At 57.3% G+C, this 18757-nt stretch carries 12 protein-coding genes, 2 tRNA genes and 3 rRNA genes; 9 read left to right on the top strand and 8 right to left on the bottom strand.

Annotated elements, in window-relative coordinates; all coding sequences use genetic code 11:
- Positions 1–88 precede the first annotated feature (88 nt).
- The 7 genes from rrf to aptA form a co-directional block, all read right to left on the bottom strand.
- Positions 89–204: ribosomal RNA gene (rrf, locus tag BLW70_RS08685) — 5S ribosomal RNA — on the bottom strand.
- Positions 205–377: 173 nt separating this feature from the next.
- Positions 378–3269 (bottom strand): 23S ribosomal RNA (locus tag BLW70_RS08680).
- Positions 3270–3517: 248 nt separating this feature from the next.
- Positions 3518–3593 (bottom strand) — tRNA-Ala (locus BLW70_RS08675).
- Between the two features lie 30 nt (positions 3594–3623).
- A tRNA-Ile gene (locus tag BLW70_RS08670) sits at positions 3624–3700 on the bottom strand.
- A gap of 82 nt (positions 3701–3782) precedes the next feature.
- Positions 3783–5321: ribosomal RNA gene (locus BLW70_RS08665) — 16S ribosomal RNA — on the bottom strand.
- Together the 16S, 23S and 5S rRNA genes with 2 tRNA genes alongside form the textbook arrangement of a ribosomal RNA operon.
- 625 nt (positions 5322–5946) lie before the next feature.
- Positions 5947–7440 (bottom strand): CoA-acylating methylmalonate-semialdehyde dehydrogenase, encoded by a 1494-nt coding sequence (locus BLW70_RS08655; protein WP_074873554.1) that lies wholly within the window; start codon positions 7438–7440, stop codon positions 5947–5949.
- Between the two features lie 65 nt (positions 7441–7505).
- Entirely contained in the window at positions 7506–8855 is a 1350-nt protein-coding gene (gene aptA, locus BLW70_RS08650; RefSeq protein ID WP_074873552.1) for an omega-aminotransferase AptA, read from the bottom strand.
- A gap of 140 nt (positions 8856–8995) precedes the next feature.
- Here aptA and BLW70_RS08645 point away from each other — a divergent pair, with 140 nt between their 5' ends.
- The 6 genes from BLW70_RS08645 to BLW70_RS08620 all read left to right on the top strand — a co-directional run bounded on the left by BLW70_RS08645 (position 8996) and on the right by BLW70_RS08620 (position 15474).
- Positions 8996–9916 carry a LysR family transcriptional regulator gene (locus BLW70_RS08645; RefSeq protein ID WP_074873550.1) on the top strand — a complete coding sequence of 307 codons (921 nt, stop codon included), beginning with the start codon at positions 8996–8998 and terminating at the stop codon, positions 9914–9916.
- Positions 9917–10094: 178 nt separating this feature from the next.
- A complete protein-coding gene (locus tag BLW70_RS08640; protein WP_074873548.1) occupies positions 10095–10745 on the top strand; it encodes a TetR/AcrR family transcriptional regulator in 651 nt (216 codons plus the stop codon).
- A 7-nt stretch (positions 10746–10752) separates the two neighbouring features.
- Positions 10753–11334 carry an IMPACT family protein gene (locus BLW70_RS08635; protein WP_074873546.1) on the top strand — a complete coding sequence of 194 codons (582 nt, stop codon included), beginning with the start codon at positions 10753–10755 and terminating at the stop codon, positions 11332–11334.
- Positions 11335–11864: 530 nt separating this feature from the next.
- Positions 11865–13430: an ABC transporter ATP-binding protein gene (locus tag BLW70_RS08630; protein ID WP_074873544.1), complete on the top strand. Its 1566-nt coding sequence runs from the start codon at positions 11865–11867 to the stop codon at positions 13428–13430.
- A gap of 11 nt (positions 13431–13441) precedes the next feature.
- Positions 13442–14548 carry an ABC transporter permease gene (locus BLW70_RS08625; protein WP_074873542.1) on the top strand — a complete coding sequence of 369 codons (1107 nt, stop codon included), beginning with the start codon at positions 13442–13444 and terminating at the stop codon, positions 14546–14548.
- A complete protein-coding gene (locus BLW70_RS08620; protein WP_074873540.1) occupies positions 14548–15474 on the top strand; it encodes an ABC transporter permease in 927 nt (308 codons plus the stop codon). The genes BLW70_RS08625 and BLW70_RS08620 overlap by 1 nt, the downstream gene beginning before the upstream one ends.
- A 60-nt stretch (positions 15475–15534) precedes the next feature.
- Here the strand turns inward: BLW70_RS08620 and BLW70_RS08615 are convergent, their stop codons facing one another.
- On the bottom strand, positions 15535–15981 hold the full coding sequence (locus BLW70_RS08615) for a hypothetical protein (RefSeq protein ID WP_074873538.1): 447 nt from the start codon (positions 15979–15981) through the stop codon (positions 15535–15537).
- A gap of 82 nt (positions 15982–16063) precedes the next feature.
- Here BLW70_RS08615 and BLW70_RS08610 point away from each other — a divergent pair, with 82 nt between their 5' ends.
- The 3 genes from BLW70_RS08610 to BLW70_RS08600 all read left to right on the top strand — a co-directional run bounded on the left by BLW70_RS08610 (position 16064) and on the right by BLW70_RS08600 (position 18740).
- Positions 16064–16414, top strand: a complete 351-nt coding sequence (locus BLW70_RS08610; protein WP_074880472.1) for a MerR family transcriptional regulator — start codon at positions 16064–16066, stop codon at positions 16412–16414.
- 25 nt (positions 16415–16439) lie between these two features.
- Complete coding sequence (locus BLW70_RS08605; protein ID WP_074873536.1) at positions 16440–17126, top strand: SDR family oxidoreductase; 687 nt, start codon at positions 16440–16442, stop codon at positions 17124–17126.
- A gap of 255 nt (positions 17127–17381) precedes the next feature.
- Positions 17382–18740, top strand: a complete 1359-nt coding sequence (locus BLW70_RS08600) for an 8-oxoguanine deaminase (protein WP_074873534.1) — start codon at positions 17382–17384, stop codon at positions 18738–18740.
- Positions 18741–18757 lie beyond the last annotated feature (17 nt).

Genomic DNA, 18757 nt, shown 5'->3' with positions numbered 1-18757 from the left:
GGGAGCCGTCCGGGATTGCTGTACGAACTTTCCCGCGGACAAAACAAAACCCCTACCTGCATACGCAGATAGGGGTTTCGGAATTTAATCTTGACGATGACCTACTCTCACATGGGGAAACCCCACACTACCATCGGCGATGCATCGTTTCACTGCTGAGTTCGGGATGGGATCAGGTGGTTCCAATGCTCTATGGTCGTCAAGAAATTCGGTAGCCAGGTCGTGGGCCTTTGCAGGTTCACGCTCCAGCGAATGGGTATGTGATAGCCAGGTGTTTTGTGAGTATCTCGAACTTTCGGTTCGTTTCGTCTTCACACACCGCAATCTGGTGCCCTTTCGCCTTTCAGCTCGAAGCATGCAAATTGCTTGGGTGTTATATGGTCAAGCCTCACGGGCAATTAGTATTGGTTAGCTCAACGCCTCACAGCGCTTACACACCCAACCTATCAACGTCGTAGTCTTCGACGGCCCTTCAGGGGACTCAAGGTCCCAGTGAGATCTCATCTTGAGGCTAGTTTCCCGCTTAGATGCTTTCAGCGGTTATCTATTCCGAACATAGCTACCCGGCAATGCCACTGGCGTGACAACCGGAACACCAGAGGTTCGTCCACTCCGGTCCTCTCGTACTAGGAGCAGCCCCTCTCAAATCTCAAACGTCCACGGCAGATAGGGACCGAACTGTCTCACGACGTTCTAAACCCAGCTCGCGTACCACTTTAAATGGCGAACAGCCATACCCTTGGGACCGGCTTCAGCCCCAGGATGTGATGAGCCGACATCGAGGTGCCAAACACCGCCGTCGATATGAACTCTTGGGCGGTATCAGCCTGTTATCCCCGGAGTACCTTTTATCCGTTGAGCGATGGCCCTTCCATACAGAACCACCGGATCACTAAGACCTACTTTCGTACCTGCTCGACGTGTCTGTCTCGCAGTCAAGCGCGCTTTTGCCTTTATACTCTACGACCGATTTCCGACCGGTCTGAGCGCACCTTCGTACTCCTCCGTTACTCTTTAGGAGGAGACCGCCCCAGTCAAACTACCCACCATACACTGTCCTCGATCCGGATAACGGACCTGAGTTAGAACCTCAAAGTTGCCAGGGTGGTATTTCAAGGTTGGCTCCACGCGAACTGGCGTCCACGCTTCAAAGCCTCCCACCTATCCTACACAAGCAAATTCAAAGTCCAGTGCAAAGCTATAGTAAAGGTTCACGGGGTCTTTCCGTCTAGCCGCGGATACACTGCATCTTCACAGCGATTTCAATTTCACTGAGTCTCGGGTGGAGACAGCGCCGCCATCGTTACGCCATTCGTGCAGGTCGGAACTTACCCGACAAGGAATTTCGCTACCTTAGGACCGTTATAGTTACGGCCGCCGTTTACCGGGGCTTCGATCAAGAGCTTCGCGTTAGCTAACCCCATCAATTAACCTTCCGGCACCGGGCAGGCGTCACACCCTATACGTCCACTTTCGTGTTTGCAGAGTGCTGTGTTTTTAATAAACAGTCGCAGCGGCCTGGTATCTTCGACCGGCATGGGCTTACGCAGTAAATGCTTCACCCTCACCGGCGCACCTTCTCCCGAAGTTACGGTGCCATTTTGCCTAGTTCCTTCACCCGAGTTCTCTCAAGCGCCTTGGTATTCTCTACCCAACCACCTGTGTCGGTTTGGGGTACGGTTCCTGGTTACCTGAAGCTTAGAAGCTTTTCTTGGAAGCATGGCATCAACCACTTCGTGTTCTAAAAGAACACTCGTCATCAGCTCTCGGCCTTGGAATCCCGGATTTACCTAAGATTCCAGCCTACCACCTTAAACTTGGACAACCAACGCCAAGCTGGCCTAGCCTTCTCCGTCCCTCCATCGCAATAACCAGAAGTACAGGAATATTAACCTGTTTTCCATCGACTACGCTTTTCAGCCTCGCCTTAGGGACCGACTAACCCTGCGTCGATTAACGTTGCGCAGGAAACCTTGGTCTTTCGGCGTGGGTGTTTTTCACACCCATTGTCGTTACTCATGTCAGCATTCGCACTTCTGATACCTCCAGCAAGCTTCTCAACTCACCTTCACAGGCTTACAGAACGCTCCTCTACCGCATCACCTAAGTGATACCCGTAGCTTCGGTGTATGGTTTGAGCCCCGTTACATCTTCCGCGCAGGCCGACTCGACTAGTGAGCTATTACGCTTTCTTTAAAGGGTGGCTGCTTCTAAGCCAACCTCCTAGCTGTCTAAGCCTTCCCACATCGTTTCCCACTTAACCATAACTTTGGGACCTTAGCTGACGGTCTGGGTTGTTTCCCTTTTCACGACGGACGTTAGCACCCGCCGTGTGTCTCCCATGCTCGGCACTTGTAGGTATTCGGAGTTTGCATCGGTTTGGTAAGTCGGGATGACCCCCTAGCCGAAACAGTGCTCTACCCCCTACAGTGATACATGAGGCGCTACCTAAATAGCTTTCGAGGAGAACCAGCTATCTCCGAGCTTGATTAGCCTTTCACTCCGATCCACAGGTCATCCGCTAACTTTTCAACGGTAGTCGGTTCGGTCCTCCAGTTAGTGTTACCCAACCTTCAACCTGCCCATGGATAGATCGCCCGGTTTCGGGTCTATTCCCAGCGACTAGACGCCCTATTAAGACTCGCTTTCGCTACGCCTCCCCTATTCGGTTAAGCTCGCCACTGAAAATAAGTCGCTGACCCATTATACAAAAGGTACGCAGTCACCCAACAAAGTGGGCTCCCACTGCTTGTACGCATACGGTTTCAGGATCTATTTCACTCCCCTCTCCGGGGTTCTTTTCGCCTTTCCCTCACGGTACTAGTTCACTATCGGTCAGTCAGTAGTATTTAGCCTTGGAGGATGGTCCCCCCATATTCAGACAAAGTTTCTCGTGCTCCGTCCTACTCGATTTCATGACTAAGAGATTTTCGCGTACAGGGCTATCACCCACTATGGCCGTACTTTCCAGAACGTTCCGCTAATCTCAAAGCCACTTAAGGGCTAGTCCCCGTTCGCTCGCCACTACTAAGGGAATCTCGGTTGATTTCTTTTCCTCAGGGTACTTAGATGTTTCAGTTCCCCTGGTTCGCCTCTTAAGCCTATGTATTCAGCTTAAGATAACCATCTTATGATGGCTGGGTTCCCCCATTCAGACATCTCCGGATCAAAGTCTGTTTGCCGACTCCCCGAAGCTTTTCGCAGGCTACCACGTCTTTCATCGCCTCTGACTGCCAAGGCATCCACCGTATGCGCTTCTTCACTTGACCATATAACCCCAAGCAATCTGGTTATACTGTGAAGACGACATTCGCCGAAAATTCGATTCTTGCTCCAAAGAGCAACTCACAAATTTTACCTTAGCCTGATCCGTTACCAGTGAAAGTAACGTCCAGTCTATCTTTCTATCACATACCCAAATTTTTAAAGAACGATCTAATCAAAGACTAGAAATCAACATTCATCACCATCTTGGTGGAATGCTCATTTCTAAGCTTTCAACAAACAGAAGCAGTAGTGGTGGAGCCAAACGGGATCGAACCGTTGACCTCCTGCGTGCAAGGCAGGCGCTCTCCCAGCTGAGCTATGGCCCCGTATTTCTACAGGTGTTTCCCACACAAAATTGGTGGGTCTGGGCAGATTCGAACTGCCGACCTCACCCTTATCAGGGGTGCGCTCTAACCAACTGAGCTACAGACCCAATTTCGGGCTGCTTCTTATCGTCTTCTTCAATGAATCAAGCAATTCGTGTGGGAACTTATGGAGCAGCTGATGTCGTCGATTAAGGAGGTGATCCAGCCGCAGGTTCCCCTACGGCTACCTTGTTACGACTTCACCCCAGTCATGAATCACACCGTGGTAACCGTCCTCCCGAAGGTTAGACTAGCTACTTCTGGTGCAACCCACTCCCATGGTGTGACGGGCGGTGTGTACAAGGCCCGGGAACGTATTCACCGCGACATTCTGATTCGCGATTACTAGCGATTCCGACTTCACGCAGTCGAGTTGCAGACTGCGATCCGGACTACGATCGGTTTTCTGGGATTAGCTCCACCTCGCGGCTTGGCAACCCTCTGTACCGACCATTGTAGCACGTGTGTAGCCCAGGCCGTAAGGGCCATGATGACTTGACGTCATCCCCACCTTCCTCCGGTTTGTCACCGGCAGTCTCCTTAGAGTGCCCACCATTACGTGCTGGTAACTAAGGACAAGGGTTGCGCTCGTTACGGGACTTAACCCAACATCTCACGACACGAGCTGACGACAGCCATGCAGCACCTGTCTCAATGTTCCCGAAGGCACCAATCCATCTCTGGAAAGTTCATTGGATGTCAAGGCCTGGTAAGGTTCTTCGCGTTGCTTCGAATTAAACCACATGCTCCACCGCTTGTGCGGGCCCCCGTCAATTCATTTGAGTTTTAACCTTGCGGCCGTACTCCCCAGGCGGTCAACTTAATGCGTTAGCTGCGCCACTAAGAGCTCAAGGCTCCCAACGGCTAGTTGACATCGTTTACGGCGTGGACTACCAGGGTATCTAATCCTGTTTGCTCCCCACGCTTTCGCACCTCAGTGTCAGTATCAGTCCAGGTGGTCGCCTTCGCCACTGGTGTTCCTTCCTATATCTACGCATTTCACCGCTACACAGGAAATTCCACCACCCTCTACCATACTCTAGCTCGACAGTTTTGAATGCAGTTCCCAGGTTGAGCCCGGGGATTTCACATCCAACTTAACGAACCACCTACGCGCGCTTTACGCCCAGTAATTCCGATTAACGCTTGCACCCTCTGTATTACCGCGGCTGCTGGCACAGAGTTAGCCGGTGCTTATTCTGTCGGTAACGTCAAAACACTTACGTATTAGGTAAATGCCCTTCCTCCCAACTTAAAGTGCTTTACAATCCGAAGACCTTCTTCACACACGCGGCATGGCTGGATCAGGCTTTCGCCCATTGTCCAATATTCCCCACTGCTGCCTCCCGTAGGAGTCTGGACCGTGTCTCAGTTCCAGTGTGACTGATCATCCTCTCAGACCAGTTACGGATCGTCGCCTTGGTGAGCCATTACCTCACCAACTAGCTAATCCGACCTAGGCTCATCTGATAGCGCAAGGCCCGAAGGTCCCCTGCTTTCTCCCGTAGGACGTATGCGGTATTAGCGTCCGTTTCCGAGCGTTATCCCCCACTACCAGGCAGATTCCTAGGCATTACTCACCCGTCCGCCGCTCGCCACCAGGTACAAGTACCCGTGCTGCCGCTCGACTTGCATGTGTTAGGCCTGCCGCCAGCGTTCAATCTGAGCCATGATCAAACTCTTCAGTTCAAACATCTTTGGGTTTTTAAGAAACCCTAAACTTGGCTCAGCAATCGTTGGTTACATCTTTGATTTCTCGCGGAGTAACTTGTGATGCTGATAATCTTGTTGACTATCAGTCTGACTCCACAAGCACCCACACGAATTGCTTGATTCAGTTGTTAAAGAGCGGTTGGTTAAGATCTTTCGTCTCAACCGAGGCGCGCATTCTACAGCAGCCTCTGTTGCTGTCAAGCGGTTATTTTTCGAAGTTTTCAAAGTTTCCTTTGCAACTTCAACCACTTGCGCTTTCGATCTCTCGTTAGCGGGAGGCGAATTCTACAGCGTTACTCGCTGCTGTCAACACCTCTTTTACACCGCTTTCGACCGAGAAGATCGAACCGTCAAAAGAGCCAAACCACCTCGCTCTTTCAACTCCTTCTGGGCTTCGACGACCTGAAGCAACTCGCTGCCGAAAACCGCATAACTCATTGTTTACCAAGGAGTTTTCCGTTTCGACTGCGCCGGAAGTGGGGCGAATTATAGACTTCCAGGATCTGCCGTCAACACCTTTCTTCACAATTCTGTCATATAGGTGAACCCCCCCCTTAAACGCAAAGGCCGGCCCCAAGGGGCCGGCCTTCTTCCCTTCTACTTACAAGCTAGGAAATGCGAACTGCGAAGCTTCATGGCTCGCTCGTTGTGGCCAGCGCTGGGTAATGGCCTTGCGACGGGTGTAGAAACGCACGCCATCCGGACCATACGCATGCAAGTCGCCGAACAGCGAGCGCTTCCAGCCGCCAAAGCTGTGATAAGCCACCGGTACCGGCAGCGGTACGTTAACGCCGACCATACCGACTTCGATCTCGTCGCAGAACAACCGCGCCGCCTCCCCATCACGGGTAAAGATGCAGGTGCCGTTGCCATACTCGTGATCGTTGATCAGCTGCATCGCCTCTTCCAGGCTGTTAACCCGGACAACACACAGCACCGGCCCGAAGATCTCTTCTTTATAGATGCGCATTTCTGGTGTGACGTTATCGAACAGGCAGCCACCCAGGAAGAAACCTTCCTCATGACCCGCCACGCTCAGGCCACGACCATCGACCACCAAGGAAGCACCCGCCGAAACACCGTCTTCTATATAGCCACTGACTTTGTCGCGAGCCTGACCGGAAACCAGCGGCCCCATGTCCAGACCGCAGGAAGTACCGGCACCGATTTTCAGTGCCTTGATTTGCGGTACCAACTTGGCCACCAGCGCATCCGCCACCTGGTCACCGACGCACACAGCCACCGAGATCGCCATGCAACGTTCACCACAAGAACCATACGCCGCGCCCATCAATGCGCTGACCGCGTTATCCAGATCCGCATCCGGCATCAACACCGCGTGGTTCTTCGCGCCACCCAGTGCCTGAACACGTTTGCCGCGCTTGGTGCCTTCGGCGTAGATGTATTCGGCAATCGGCGTCGAACCAACGAAGCTCAACGCTTTGACTTCCGGCGCTTCGATCAGCGCGTCCACCGCAGCCTTGTCGCCGTGCACCACACTCAGTACACCTTTAGGCAGACCGGCCTCGATCAACAGTTGAGCAATCAACAACGTCGAACTTGGGTCACGCTCGGAAGGCTTGAGAATGAAGCAGTTGCCGCAGACGATCGCCAGTGGATACATCCACAACGGCACCATGGCAGGGAAGTTGAACGGCGTAATACCAGCCACCACGCCCAGCGGCTGGAAGTCCGACCAGGCATCAATATTCGGGCCGACGTTACGACTGTATTCGCCTTTGAGAATTTCCGGCGCGGCGCAAGCGAACTCGACGTTCTCGATTCCGCGTTTCAGTTCACCGGCAGCATCTTCCAATGTCTTGCCGTGCTCTTCGCTGATTAACTGAGCGATACGCGCCTCGTTCTGCTCCAACAATTGCTTGAAGCGGAACATCACCTGCGCACGCTTGGCCGGCGGAGTGTTACGCCATGCAGGGAATGCAGCCTTGGCCGAGTCGATGGCTTTTTGAATGGTTTCGCGACTGGCCAATGGCAGCTTGTGGATTGCCTTGCCGGTGGACGGGTTGAACACGTCAGCTGTGCGACCGTCTTCGGTCACCAGTTCGCCATTGATCAAATGCGGGATAAGGCTCATGCGGGGCTCCAGAAAAGTTGTCCACAGGCGCCCATCACCGGGCGCCTCTATATAGAAGGGAAAAATCAGTCGATCTTGTTCAGCACTTCGCCGACCGCGTCGAACAGACGATCAAGGTCTTGCGGCTTGCTGTTAAAGGTTGGGCCGAACTGCAGGGTGTCGCCGCCGAAGCGCACGTAGAACCCGGCTTTCCACAACGCCATGCCGGCTTCGAACGGACGCACGATGGCGTCGCCGTCACGAGGTGCGATCTGGATCGCACCGGCCAGGCCGTAGTTACGAATATCGATGATGTTTTTCGAGCCCTTCAGACCGTGCAGCGCATTTTCGAAATGCGGCGCGACTTCGGCCACGCTCTGCACCAGGTTTTCCTTTTGCAGCAGGTCGAGTGCTGCCAGGCCAGCGGCGCACGCCACCGGGTGCGCGGAATAGGTGTAGCCGTGCGGGAATTCCACCGCGTACTCCGGCGTCGCCTGGTTCATGAAGGTCTGGTAGATCTCGGAGCTGGCAATCACTGCGCCCATCGGAATCGCGCCGTTGGTAACTTGCTTGGCGATGCACATCAGGTCCGGGGTCACGCCGAAGCTGTCGGCGCCGAACATCGAACCGGTACGGCCGAAACCGGTGATCACTTCGTCGAACACCAGCAGGATGTTGTGCTGATCGCAGATCTCACGCAGACGCTTGAGGTAACCCTGCGGCGGAACCAGCACGCCAGCTGAACCGGCCATTGGCTCGACGAATACGGCGGCGATGTTCGAAGCATCATGCAGCTCGATCAACTTCAGCAGTTCATCGGCCAGTGCAATACCGCCCTGCTCCGGCATGCCGCGGGAGTAGGCATTGCTTGCCAGCAAGGTGTGCGGCAGGTGATCGACGTCCATCATCGCCTGACCGAACATTTTGCGGTTGCCGTTCACGCCGCCGAGGCTGGTGCCGGCGATGTTCACACCGTGGTAACCACGGGCACGACCGATCATTTTGGTCTTGGTGGCCTGGCCTTTCAGACGCCAGTAAGCGCGGACCATCTTCACTGCGGTATCAGCGCACTCGGAACCCGAGTCAGTGAAGAACACATGATTGAGATTGCCCGGGGTCAGGTCGGTGATTTTCTCAGCCAGCTGGAACGACAGCGGATGGCCGTACTGGAAGCCTGGCGAATAATCGAGGGTGCCCAATTGCTTGGCGACCGCGTCCTGAATTTCCTTGCGGGTATGCCCGGCGCCGCAGGTCCACAAACCGGAAAGCGAGTCGTAAACCTTGCGCCCCTTGTCATCAATCAGCCAACTGCCTTCAGCCGCCACGATCAGTCGCGGATCGCGCTGGAAATTACGGTTGGCGGTGTAGGGCATCCAGTGAGCATCGAGCTTGAGCTGGCTGGCCAGGGAAGTCGGGTTGTTTTCAGGCAAGTTCATTGGGCAAAACCTCGCAGGGCAATAAGCGGCATAGAGATCAAAAGCGTTCTTGCAGCTAAATTGCCACGGGGATAAAGTCGGTGAAATCCAACTCTTCTAACGTTCAGTCAGCCCGCCACTAAACTTTGAGTATTTTGAGCATGAGCAGCCGTCGCCCCGATCCGCTGGCGCAAGTCAGTGACTTTGATATCCGCCTGCTGCGGATCTTTCGCAGCGTGGTGGAGTGCGGCGGCTTCTCGGCAGCGGAGTCGGTGCTGGGGATCGGCCGCTCGGCCATCAGCCAGCAAATGAGTGATCTGGAACAGCGCCTCGGTTTGCGCTTGTGCCAACGCGGCCGAGCCGGCTTTTCCCTGACCGAAGAAGGACGCGAGGTCTATCACTCGGCGTTGCAGCTCTTAAGTGCGTTGGAAAGTTTCCGCACTGAGGTCAATGGACTGCACCTACATTTGCGCGGCGAATTGACCATCGGCCTGACCGACAACCTGGTCACCCTGCCCCACATGCGCATCACCCACGCCTTGGCGCAATTGAAGGAGCGCGGGCCGGACGTGCAGATTCAGATCCGCATGATCGCGCCCAATGAAGTCGAACAAGGCGTGCTCGACGGTCGTTTGCATGTCGGCGTGGTGCCGCAGGCCAGCGCGCTGTCGGGGCTGGAATATCAGCCGCTCTATAGCGAACGCTCGCTGCTGTATTGCGCGGTCGGTCATCCGTTGTTTTATGTCGACGATAAACAACTGGATGACGAGCGCCTCAATAGCCAGGACGCCATCGCGCCGACCTTCCGTTTGCCCGCGGAAATCCAGGCCCACTACCAGGCGCTCAATTGCACCGCCAGCGCCTCGGACCGGGAAGGCATGGCGTTCCTGATCCTGACCGGACACTTCATCGGTTACCTGCCGGACCACTACGCCAGCCTCTGGGTGCAGCAAGGCCGATTGCGTGCGCTGAAACCAAAGGTGCGTTTTTATGACCTGAGCCTCGCATCGGTCACGCGCAAGGGCCGTCGTCCGCATTTGGTGCTGGAAAGCTTCCTCGAAAGCCTGGCCGCGACGCGTTGAAACATGTGGGAGCGAGCCTGCTCGCGAAGAGGGCATATCAGTCGATACTTCTACAGCTGACCCGCCGCCTTCGCGAGCAGGCTCGCTCCCACAGTTTTATTGCGTCAGGACTTGTCTGATGCCGGTGGGTGCGCTATCAACGCTCTGGTTGCACCCACTCACTTGTTCGGAAGTGCCTATGACCTTTGAAGTCCCCGCTCACGGCGGCAAACCTGCCAGCCGCATTCGTCAGAAGAACGAAGAGACCATCATCAAAGCCGCCGAAGACGAGTTCGCCCGTCACGGGTTCAAAGGCACCAGCATGAACACCATCGCCCTGAATGCCGGGTTGCCCAAGGCGAATCTGCATTACTACTTCACCAACAAACTCGGTTTGTACGTGGCGGTGTTGAGCAACATCCTCCAGTTGTGGGACAGCACGTTCAACACCCTGACCGCCGAGGATGATCCGGCCGAAGCGCTGACTCGCTACATCCGCGCCAAGATGGAATTCTCCCGTCGTCAGCCACAAGCCTCGCGGATCTTCGCGATGGAGGTGATCAGCGGCGGCGAATGCCTGACCGAATATTTCAATCAAGACTATCGCGCGTGGTTCCAGGGTCGGGCGGGCGTGTTCCAAGCCTGGATCGACGCCGGCAAAATGGACCCGGTCGACCCGGTTAACCTGATTTTCCTGTTGTGGGGCAGCACTCAGCATTACGCCGATTTCGCCACGCAGATCTGCCGTGTCACCGGTCGCACCAAGTTGACCAAGCAAGACATGGAAGACGCCGGCGACAACCTGATCCGCATCATTCTCAAAGGCTGCGGCCTGACGCCAACGATCTAAGACACTTATGCCTTTTACCCTCAGCGGTTTTTGCGAGTACCGCGAAGAGATTCGCAAAAGCCGCTTCGTCACTTTCGCCGCGCCAATCAGCAGCCCTGCTGAAGCCCTGGCGTTCATCGAACAGCACAGCGATTTGAATGCCTCGCACAATTGCTGGGCCTGGAAGCTTGGCGACCAGTACCGCAGCACTGACGACGGCGAACCCGGCGGCACCGCTGGCCGACCGATTCTGGCGGCGATCGACGCGCAGGATTGCGATCAGGTCGCGGTGCTGGTGATTCGTTGGTATGGCGGCATTCAACTCGGCACCGGTGGCCTCGCCCGGGCGTATGGCGGCGGCGCCAACAAGTGCCTGCAAGCGGCGGCGAAGGTTGAACTGATCAGTCGGGTGCCGGTGAGTTGTGCCTGTGCTTTTGCAGAGTTGCCGCTGGTGAAGCTTCGGGTGGCGGAACTGGGTGGATTGGTGGTGGAAGAAACGTTCACGGCCAACGGCGTAGAGCTGCAATTGGCGATCGGCGAAAGCCAGATCGATACCCTGCAAACGCAGCTGGCGGATTTGAGCCGCGGACGCATTTTGTTGCAGCACTAATCGCACCAACAACGCTCACCGTCCTTTCGTCGAACCGGTGCATTTGCCCACATCTACTGTGCACCCGGCTGTGGATAACCTGAGCACACTCGGCTGTAACCCTTCTGTCATGCGGCTTTGCGGGCTTTGCTCACTTTTCGTCCAATCCGTTATCAAAAAAGATAAATCCACGTAAAAACAATCGGTTAACGCGGTTTATCACCATTAGAAGAAAGCCACCCAGTGCTTATGCCCGAGCTTCGAGCTTGCGCACAAATACTGTGGAGCAATCTGTGGATAACCCGTTCATGGCTGTCGCCGCCCCATGTCCGGCATGGCTTGGCGCCGGTTGCTTGTTTTTTGACCAAACGCCTTGTGCAAAACTGGAGCCTGATCAACGGCGCTGCCCTCAAGTGGTGCCTGGTTCGGATCGACATAGGGCGAGGCGCCGTCCTCAAAGCCTTTATCTGTAGCGCATTGGATTTTTCCTGACTCAATGGCCAGGAAATTGCTTTATCCACAGGCATCACTTCAATCGACCCGAGCCTGTCATGCCCAACCCCGTGCCGATCTCCGATCCAACACCTCGCCTGCAACTGCGCAACATCAGCAAGCGCTACCCCGGTTGCCTGGCCAACGATGCCATCGACCTGAGCATTGCACCCGGTGAAATCCACGCCCTGCTCGGCGAAAACGGCGCGGGTAAAAGTACGTTGATGAAGATCATCTACGGCGTCACCCACGCGGACTCGGGCGAGATGATCTGGCAAGGACAACGCCTGACCCTGCGCAACCCGGCTCAGGCTCGGGGGCTGGGAATCGGCATGGTGTTCCAGCATTTCTCGCTGTTCGAGACTTTGAGCGTGGCGCAGAACATTGCCTTGGCGATGGGCGCTGCGGCGGGTACACCGAAACAGCTTGAGCCAAGGATTCGTGAAGTCTCCCGGCGCTACGGCATGGCGCTGGAGCCGGGGCGACTTGTCCACAGCCTGTCGATCGGCGAACGCCAGCGGGTGGAAATCATTCGTTGCCTGATGCAGGACATCCGCCTGCTGATTCTCGATGAGCCAACTTCGGTGCTGACTCCGCAGGAAGCCGACGATTTGTTCGTCACCTTGCGCCGACTCTCCGGCGAAGGCTGCAGCATTCTGTTTATCAGCCACAAACTCGGTGAAGTTCGCGCGTTGTGCCACAGCGCCACGGTGTTGCGCGGCGGTCGGGTGGCCGGGCATTGCGTGCCGGCCGAGTGTTCGGATCGGCAACTGGCGCAGTTGATGGTTGGCGAAGTCGCTGCGCTGATTACGGATTATCCGAAAGTCACTGGCGCGAAGGCATTCCTGAACGTGACGGGACTGTCCTGGCACAACCCCGATCCGTTCGGCTGTTCACTGAAGGACATCGAGCTTGAAGTACGCAGTGGCGAGATCGTCGGCATCGCCGGGGTCGCGGGCAACGGTCAGGATGAGTTGCTGGCCCTGCTCAGCGGCGAAGAACAGCTCGGCCGCAACGATGGCGCAACGATCAGTTTCGGCGGGCAACCGGTGGCGCACTTGCGCCCGGATGCACGGCGCAAACTGGGCCTGGCCTACGTCCCCGCTGAACGTCTGGGCCATGGCGCGGTGCCGGACCTGAGCCTGTCGGACAACGCTCTGCTGACTGCGTTTCAACAGGGGCTGGTCAGCAACGGCCTGATCCAGCGTGGCAAGGTCGAAGCGCTGGCCGAAGAAATCATCCGCCGCTTCGGGGTCAAGACACCCGATAGCCAGACACCGGCCCGCAGCCTGTCCGGCGGCAACTTGCAGAAATTCATCCTCGGCCGGGAAATCCTCCAACAACCGAAACTGCTGGTGGCCGCGCACCCGACCTGGGGCGTGGACGTCGGCGCCGCCGCGACCATTCACCGGGCACTGATTGCCTTGCGCGATGCCGGCGCGGCGATCCTGGTGATCTCCGAAGACCTCGACGAACTGTTCCAGATCAGCGACCGCCTCGGCGCGTTGTGCAGCGGTCGATTGTCGCCGCTCAAGGCCACGGTCGACACACGCCTGATCGATGTCGGCGGCTGGATGGCCGGCCAATTCGACGCCCCTCAATCACTCGCACCCGCAACGGTTTAACGGAGTTTCACATGCTGCTTTCTCTCGAACCCCGTGGCCAGCAATCGCGCCTGATGCTGTGGTGCTCGCCATTGCTGGCGGCTGTCCTGACGTTGGGCTGTGGCTCGCTGCTGTTTATCGCGCTGGGGCATGATCCATTGCTGACGCTGCACACCTTGCTGATCGCGCCGATCAGCGACCTGTATGGCGTTTCCGAACTGCTGGTCAAAGCGCTGCCGATTTTGCTCTGCGCGTTGGGGCTGGCGGTGGCGTACCAGGCGCGGATCTGGAACATCGGCGCCGAAGGTCAGTTGCTGCTTGGCGCGCTGGCCGGCAGTGCGCTGGCGGTGAATATCATCGGCATGCAAAGCCGCTGGGCGCTGGTGCTGATCCTGCTCGTCGGCACCCTGGCCGGTGCCGCATGGGCCGGACTGACAGCGTGGTTGCGCACGCGTTTCAATGCCAATGAAATCCTCACCAGCATCATGCTCAATTACATCGCCCTGAACCTGCTGTTGTTTTGTGTGCATGGACCGTTGAAGGATCCGGCCGGGTTCAACTTTCCCGAGTCCGCAATGTTCGGCGATGCCAGCCGTTTGCCGCTGCTGATGGAGGATGGTCGGGTTCACGTCGGCGTGTATTTCGCCTTGCTCGCGTTGGTCGCTGTGTGGGTGTTGCTGCAGAAAAGCTTTATCGGTTTCCAGATCAAAGTCCTCGGGCTGGACAAGCGCGCAGCGGGGTTCGTCGGCTTTCGCGAGAAACGGCTGATCTGGCTGGCGCTGTTGATCAGCGGAGGATTGGCGGGGCTGGCCGGGGTGTGCGAGGTCACCGGGCCGATCGGCCAATTGGTACCGCAAGTCTCGCCCGGTTACGGCTATGCCGCGATCACCGTGGCGTTTCTCGGACGACTCAATCCCATCGGCATTCTGTTTTCCAGCCTGCTGATGGCGTTGCTGTACCTCGGCGGCGAGAGCGCGCAGATGAGCATGAATCTGCCACAAGCAATCACCCAATTGTTCCAGGGCATGATGCTGTTTTTCCTGCTGGCCAGTGACGTGCTGATTCTCTACCGACCGCGCTTGAACCTGCGCTGGACCCGTCGTGCACCAGCCACCGCCGTACACGCAGGAGCGCTGTGATGGATATCGATCTGCTGAGCAATATTTTCTACGCCATGGTCCGCTGCGGTACGCCGCTACTGTTGGTGGCACTCGGTGAGCTGATCTGCGAGAAGAGCGGCGTTCTGAACCTCGGCCAGGAAGGGATGATGCTGTTTGGGGCGGTGATCGGTTTTATCGTCGCCTTGAACAGCGGCAACCTGTGGCTCGGCGTGTTGCTGGCGATGCTTGCCGGGATGCTGTTGTCGTCGTTGTTTGCGTTGGTGGCGCTGGTGTTCAACGCCAATCAGGTGGCCACCGGGTTGGCGCTGACGATCTTCGGCGTGGGCCTGTCGACCTTTGTCGGCGCGGCGTGGGTCGGTAAACCGCTGGCAGGTTTTGAGCCGGTGGCGATTCCTTTTTTGAGTGACATCCCGCTGATCGGACGGATGCTGTTTGCGCAGGATCTGTTGGTGTATGTGTCGTTCGCGCTGTTTGCGCTGGTGGCCTGGGTGATGGTGAAAAGTCGCGTCGGGCTGATCATTCAGGCGGTCGGCGAAAACCCGGATGCAGCCAGCGCGATGGGTTTGCCGGTGTTGGGCGTGCGCACGCTGGCGGTGCTGTTTGGCGGGGCGATGGCTGGGTTGGCCGGGGCTTATTTGTCGTTGGCCTACACGCCGATGTGGGCGGAGAACATGAGCGCCGGGCGTGGCTGGATCGCCCTGGCACTGGTGGTGTTTGCCAGTTGGCGGGTATGGCGATTGCTGCTGGGGGCGTATCTGTTCGGGCTCGCCAGCATCCTGCATCTGGTGGCGCAGGGGTTGGGGCTGGCGATTCCGTCGAGTCTGTTGGCGATGCTGCCGTATGTCGCGACCATTGTGGTGTTGGTGCTGCTGTCGCGAGATGCGCTGCGTACGCGGTTGTATGCGCCGGTGTCGTTGGGGAAACCGTGGCAGGCCGGGCATTAGCGGTTGTCTGCACTGGCCTCATCGCGAGCAGGCTCACTCCCACAGTAGTACGGGTTTAACTCAGGATTGCGGGTCGACACGGATCCCCTGTGGGAATGAGCCTGCTCGCGATGACGTCCGCACTGGCAACACCTGAGCTACGCCCCACGCCAATTCAAAGACCAGAAAAATCACCAAAAGCGAACTGGCGCCATGGAGCAAGGCATAGAGCAGCCAAGCCGAAAACAGAAACCTGCCCACCGCGTCATACCGCCCATACACCTGCTGCGGATCACGAATCCGCAGCACCGCCCACACGCAGACAATCGACCCCAACAGATTGGCCATCAGCATGTGCATTGGCTCAAACGGCGGCAACTCGCCGGACAAATTGAGCGCTTGGCTCACACTCAACAAAACGCCATGCAACGCCACAAAACTCCACGGTGTGACAAACGCTGCCGTCACGATCAAGTCATACCAGGCACTACCCTTCACCAACCGGCGATATTGCGTTGAAGTCCACATCCGTTTTGCTCCAAAAAATCAGGGAGCAACAAGGCTAAAGCCTGGAGTATGCTCCAAGGTCAAGCCCTCTCGAGAAGTCATGATGCGCATCGGTGAATTAGCCCAGGCCAGCGCCGTCAGCCGCGACACGCTGCGTTTCTACGAGCAACGCGGATTGATTGCGGCACAACGCAGCGCCAACGGTTATCGCGACTATCCGGTGGACATGGTGCAACTGGTGCAGTACATCAAGACCGCTCAGCGATTGGGCTTTACCCTCGGCGAAATCGGCAACAGCGTCGCCGCGATAGGGCAGTCGCCCGATCCGGACAGCGCCATTACGCAATTGCTGCAAGACAAACTCAAACTGATCGAAACCCGAATCGACGAACTCGGCGCGCTGCGTCAGGAGTTGCAGCAACGGCTCGGTCAACGTTGTCCATTGAATCCGTGATCCTCATTTATCAAGGAAGCCACTTATGTCTACGGCAAAAACCGCACTCATCATCGGCGCCTCCCGAGGCCTGGGCCTCGGTCTGGTAAAAACCCTGCTGGCCGACGGCTGGCAGGTCACCGCCACCGTGCGCAACCCGCAGAATGCCGAAGCCTTGCAAGCCTTGGGCAAGGTGCGGATCGAAAAACTCGACATGGACGATCAGCAAGCGGTCATCGCTCTGAGCCAGCAGCTCAAGGGCGAAGTGTTCGACCTGTTGTTCGTGAATGCCGGGGTCAAAGGCCCGGACGTTCAAACGCCGGGCGGCGCGACCCTGGCCGAAGTCGGGCAACTGTTCTTCACCAATGCGGTGGCGCCGATCAATCTGGCTCAACGCTTTGTCGGGCAGATTCGCCCGGACAGCGGCGTGCTGGCGTTCATGAGTTCGGTGCTGGGCAGCGTGACCATGCCGGATGCGCCGGAGCTGGCGTTGTACAAAGCGAGCAAAGCAGCGCTGAACTCGATGACCAACAGCTTCGTCACTCAGTTGGGCGAGCAGAAACTCACCGTGTTGTCGCTGCATCCGGGTTGGGTGAAGACCGACATGGGCGGTGAAGGCGCCGACATCGATGTGGACACCAGTACGCGTGGGTTGGTCGATCAAGTGAACGCGTATGCCGGCAAGGGCGGGCATCATTTTGTGAATTACCGGGGTGAAACCATTCCCTGGTAACACCACTGCCCCCCTGTGGGAGCGAGCTTGCTCGCGATGAGGCCGTGTCAGTCAACATTGATGTTGAATGTCAGTCTGCAATCGCGAGCAAGCTCGCTCCCACAGGGATTTGAGTTGTTCTGTCGGGCCGGGCTTGCCGACAAAGCGGTTTTGTTCGAAACTCCGCACCTCGTCCCCGCGGCGACCCTGGATCAGCAGACAGGGTAATCACTGAGCTGGCTAACCTGAACCCCACTTTCAGAGGAGCCGGCCAACATGCCTGCGACCCGTACCTGGTTAAAAACCCCCCTCGCGATCTTCACTGCCAATGGCCTCGATGCCCGTGGCGGCCTGGTGCTGCAAGACGGTTTGATCGTCGAAGTGCTCGCCGCCGGCCAGCAACCTTCCGCGCCCTGTGGACAAGTCTTCGATGCCCGCGAGCATGTGATCCTGCCGGGGCTGATCAACACCCATCACCACTTCTATCAAACCCTGACCCGCGCCTGGGCGCCGGTGGTCAATCAGCCGTTGTTCCCGTGGCTGAAAACCCTCTATCCGGTCTGGGCCCGCCTCACCCCTGAAAAACTCGCCCTCGCCAGCAAAGTTGCGTTGGCCGAGTTGCTGCTGTCCGGCTGCACCACCGCGGCCGATCACCATTACCTGTTTCCGCAAGGCCTGGAAAATGCGATCGATGTACAGGTCGAAAGCGTTCGCGAACTGGGCATGCGCGCCATGTTGACGCGCGGTTCCATGAGCCTCGGCGAAAAGGACGGCGGCTTGCCGCCGCAGCAAACCGTGCAGGAAGGCGAAGTGATCCTCGCCGACAGCCAACGCTTGATCGCCGAATACCACGAGCGTGGCGACGGTGCGCAAATCCAGATCGCCCTCGCGCCCTGCTCGCCGTTTTCGGTGACCCCGCAAATCATGTCCGCCAGCGCCGAACTGGCGAACAAACTCGACGTGCGCCTGCACACTCATCTGGCCGAAACCCTCGACGAAGAAGATTTCTGCCTGCAGCGCTTCGGCCTGCGCACCGTGGATTACCTCGACAGCGTCGGCTGGCTCGGCCCGCGCACCTGGCTGGCTCACGGCATTCACTTCAACCCGGACGAAATCGCTCGCCTCGGCGCTGCCGGCACCGGCATTTGCCATTGCCCGAGTTCGAACATGCGCCTGGCATCCGGCATCTGCCCGACGCTGGACCTAACGGCTGCGGGTGCATTGCTGGGCTTGGGCGTGGACGGCTCGGCGTCCAACGATGCGTCGAACATGATGCTGGAAACCCGTCAGGCGCTGTACATTCAGCGGCTGCGTTATGGCGCCGAGAAGATCACCCCGGAACTGGTTTTGGGTTGGGCGACCAAGGGTTCGGCGAGTTTGCTCGGGCGTACTGATATCGGAGAACTGGCAGTGGGCAAGCAAGCGGACCTGGCGCTGTTCAAGCTTGATGAGCTGCGGTTCTCCGGCAGTCATGATCCGGTGTCGGCATTGCTGCTGTGCGGCGCTGACCGGGCGGATCGGGTGATGGTCGGCGGCAAATGGCGGGTGATTGATGGGCAGGTTGAAGGGCTGGATTTGAAAGGCTTGATTGCCGATCACAGCCAGGCGGCTCGGCAACTCATCGCCGGTACCTAATCCACCACCTGATCGTT

Origin of the sequence: Pseudomonas frederiksbergensis (assembly GCF_900105495.1) — a bacterium.
GTDB classification, from domain to species: Bacteria; Pseudomonadota; Gammaproteobacteria; order Pseudomonadales; family Pseudomonadaceae; genus Aquipseudomonas; species Aquipseudomonas frederiksbergensis.
Note: the sequence above shows the minus strand (reverse complement) of the source record. Positions and strands in the feature narration are given on the sequence as shown.

Bases quoted from the DNA above. Each gene is read 5' to 3' on its own strand.
- BLW70_RS08610 (WP_074880472.1), top strand. From the start codon at position 16,064: ATGCGCATCGGTGAATTAGCCCAGGCCAGCGCCGTCAGCCGCGACACG.
- BLW70_RS08625 (WP_074873542.1), top strand. From the start codon at position 13,442: ATGCTGCTTTCTCTCGAACCCCGTGGCCAGCAATCGCGCCTGATGCTG.
- BLW70_RS08635 (WP_074873546.1), top strand. From the start codon at position 10,753: ATGCCTTTTACCCTCAGCGGTTTTTGCGAGTACCGCGAAGAGATTCGC.
- BLW70_RS08600 (WP_074873534.1), top strand. From the start codon at position 17,382: ATGCCTGCGACCCGTACCTGGTTAAAAACCCCCCTCGCGATCTTCACT.
- BLW70_RS08620 (WP_074873540.1), top strand. From the start codon at position 14,548: ATGGATATCGATCTGCTGAGCAATATTTTCTACGCCATGGTCCGCTGC.
- BLW70_RS08605 (WP_074873536.1), top strand. From the start codon at position 16,440: ATGTCTACGGCAAAAACCGCACTCATCATCGGCGCCTCCCGAGGCCTG.
- aptA (WP_074873552.1), bottom strand. From the start codon at position 8,855: ATGAACTTGCCTGAAAACAACCCGACTTCCCTGGCCAGCCAGCTCAAG.
- BLW70_RS08645 (WP_074873550.1), top strand. From the start codon at position 8,996: ATGAGCAGCCGTCGCCCCGATCCGCTGGCGCAAGTCAGTGACTTTGAT.
- BLW70_RS08655 (WP_074873554.1), bottom strand. From the start codon at position 7,440: ATGAGCCTTATCCCGCATTTGATCAATGGCGAACTGGTGACCGAAGAC.
- BLW70_RS08615 (WP_074873538.1), bottom strand. From the start codon at position 15,981: ATGTGGACTTCAACGCAATATCGCCGGTTGGTGAAGGGTAGTGCCTGG.
- BLW70_RS08640 (WP_074873548.1), top strand. From the start codon at position 10,095: ATGACCTTTGAAGTCCCCGCTCACGGCGGCAAACCTGCCAGCCGCATT.
- BLW70_RS08630 (WP_074873544.1), top strand. From the start codon at position 11,865: ATGCCCAACCCCGTGCCGATCTCCGATCCAACACCTCGCCTGCAACTG.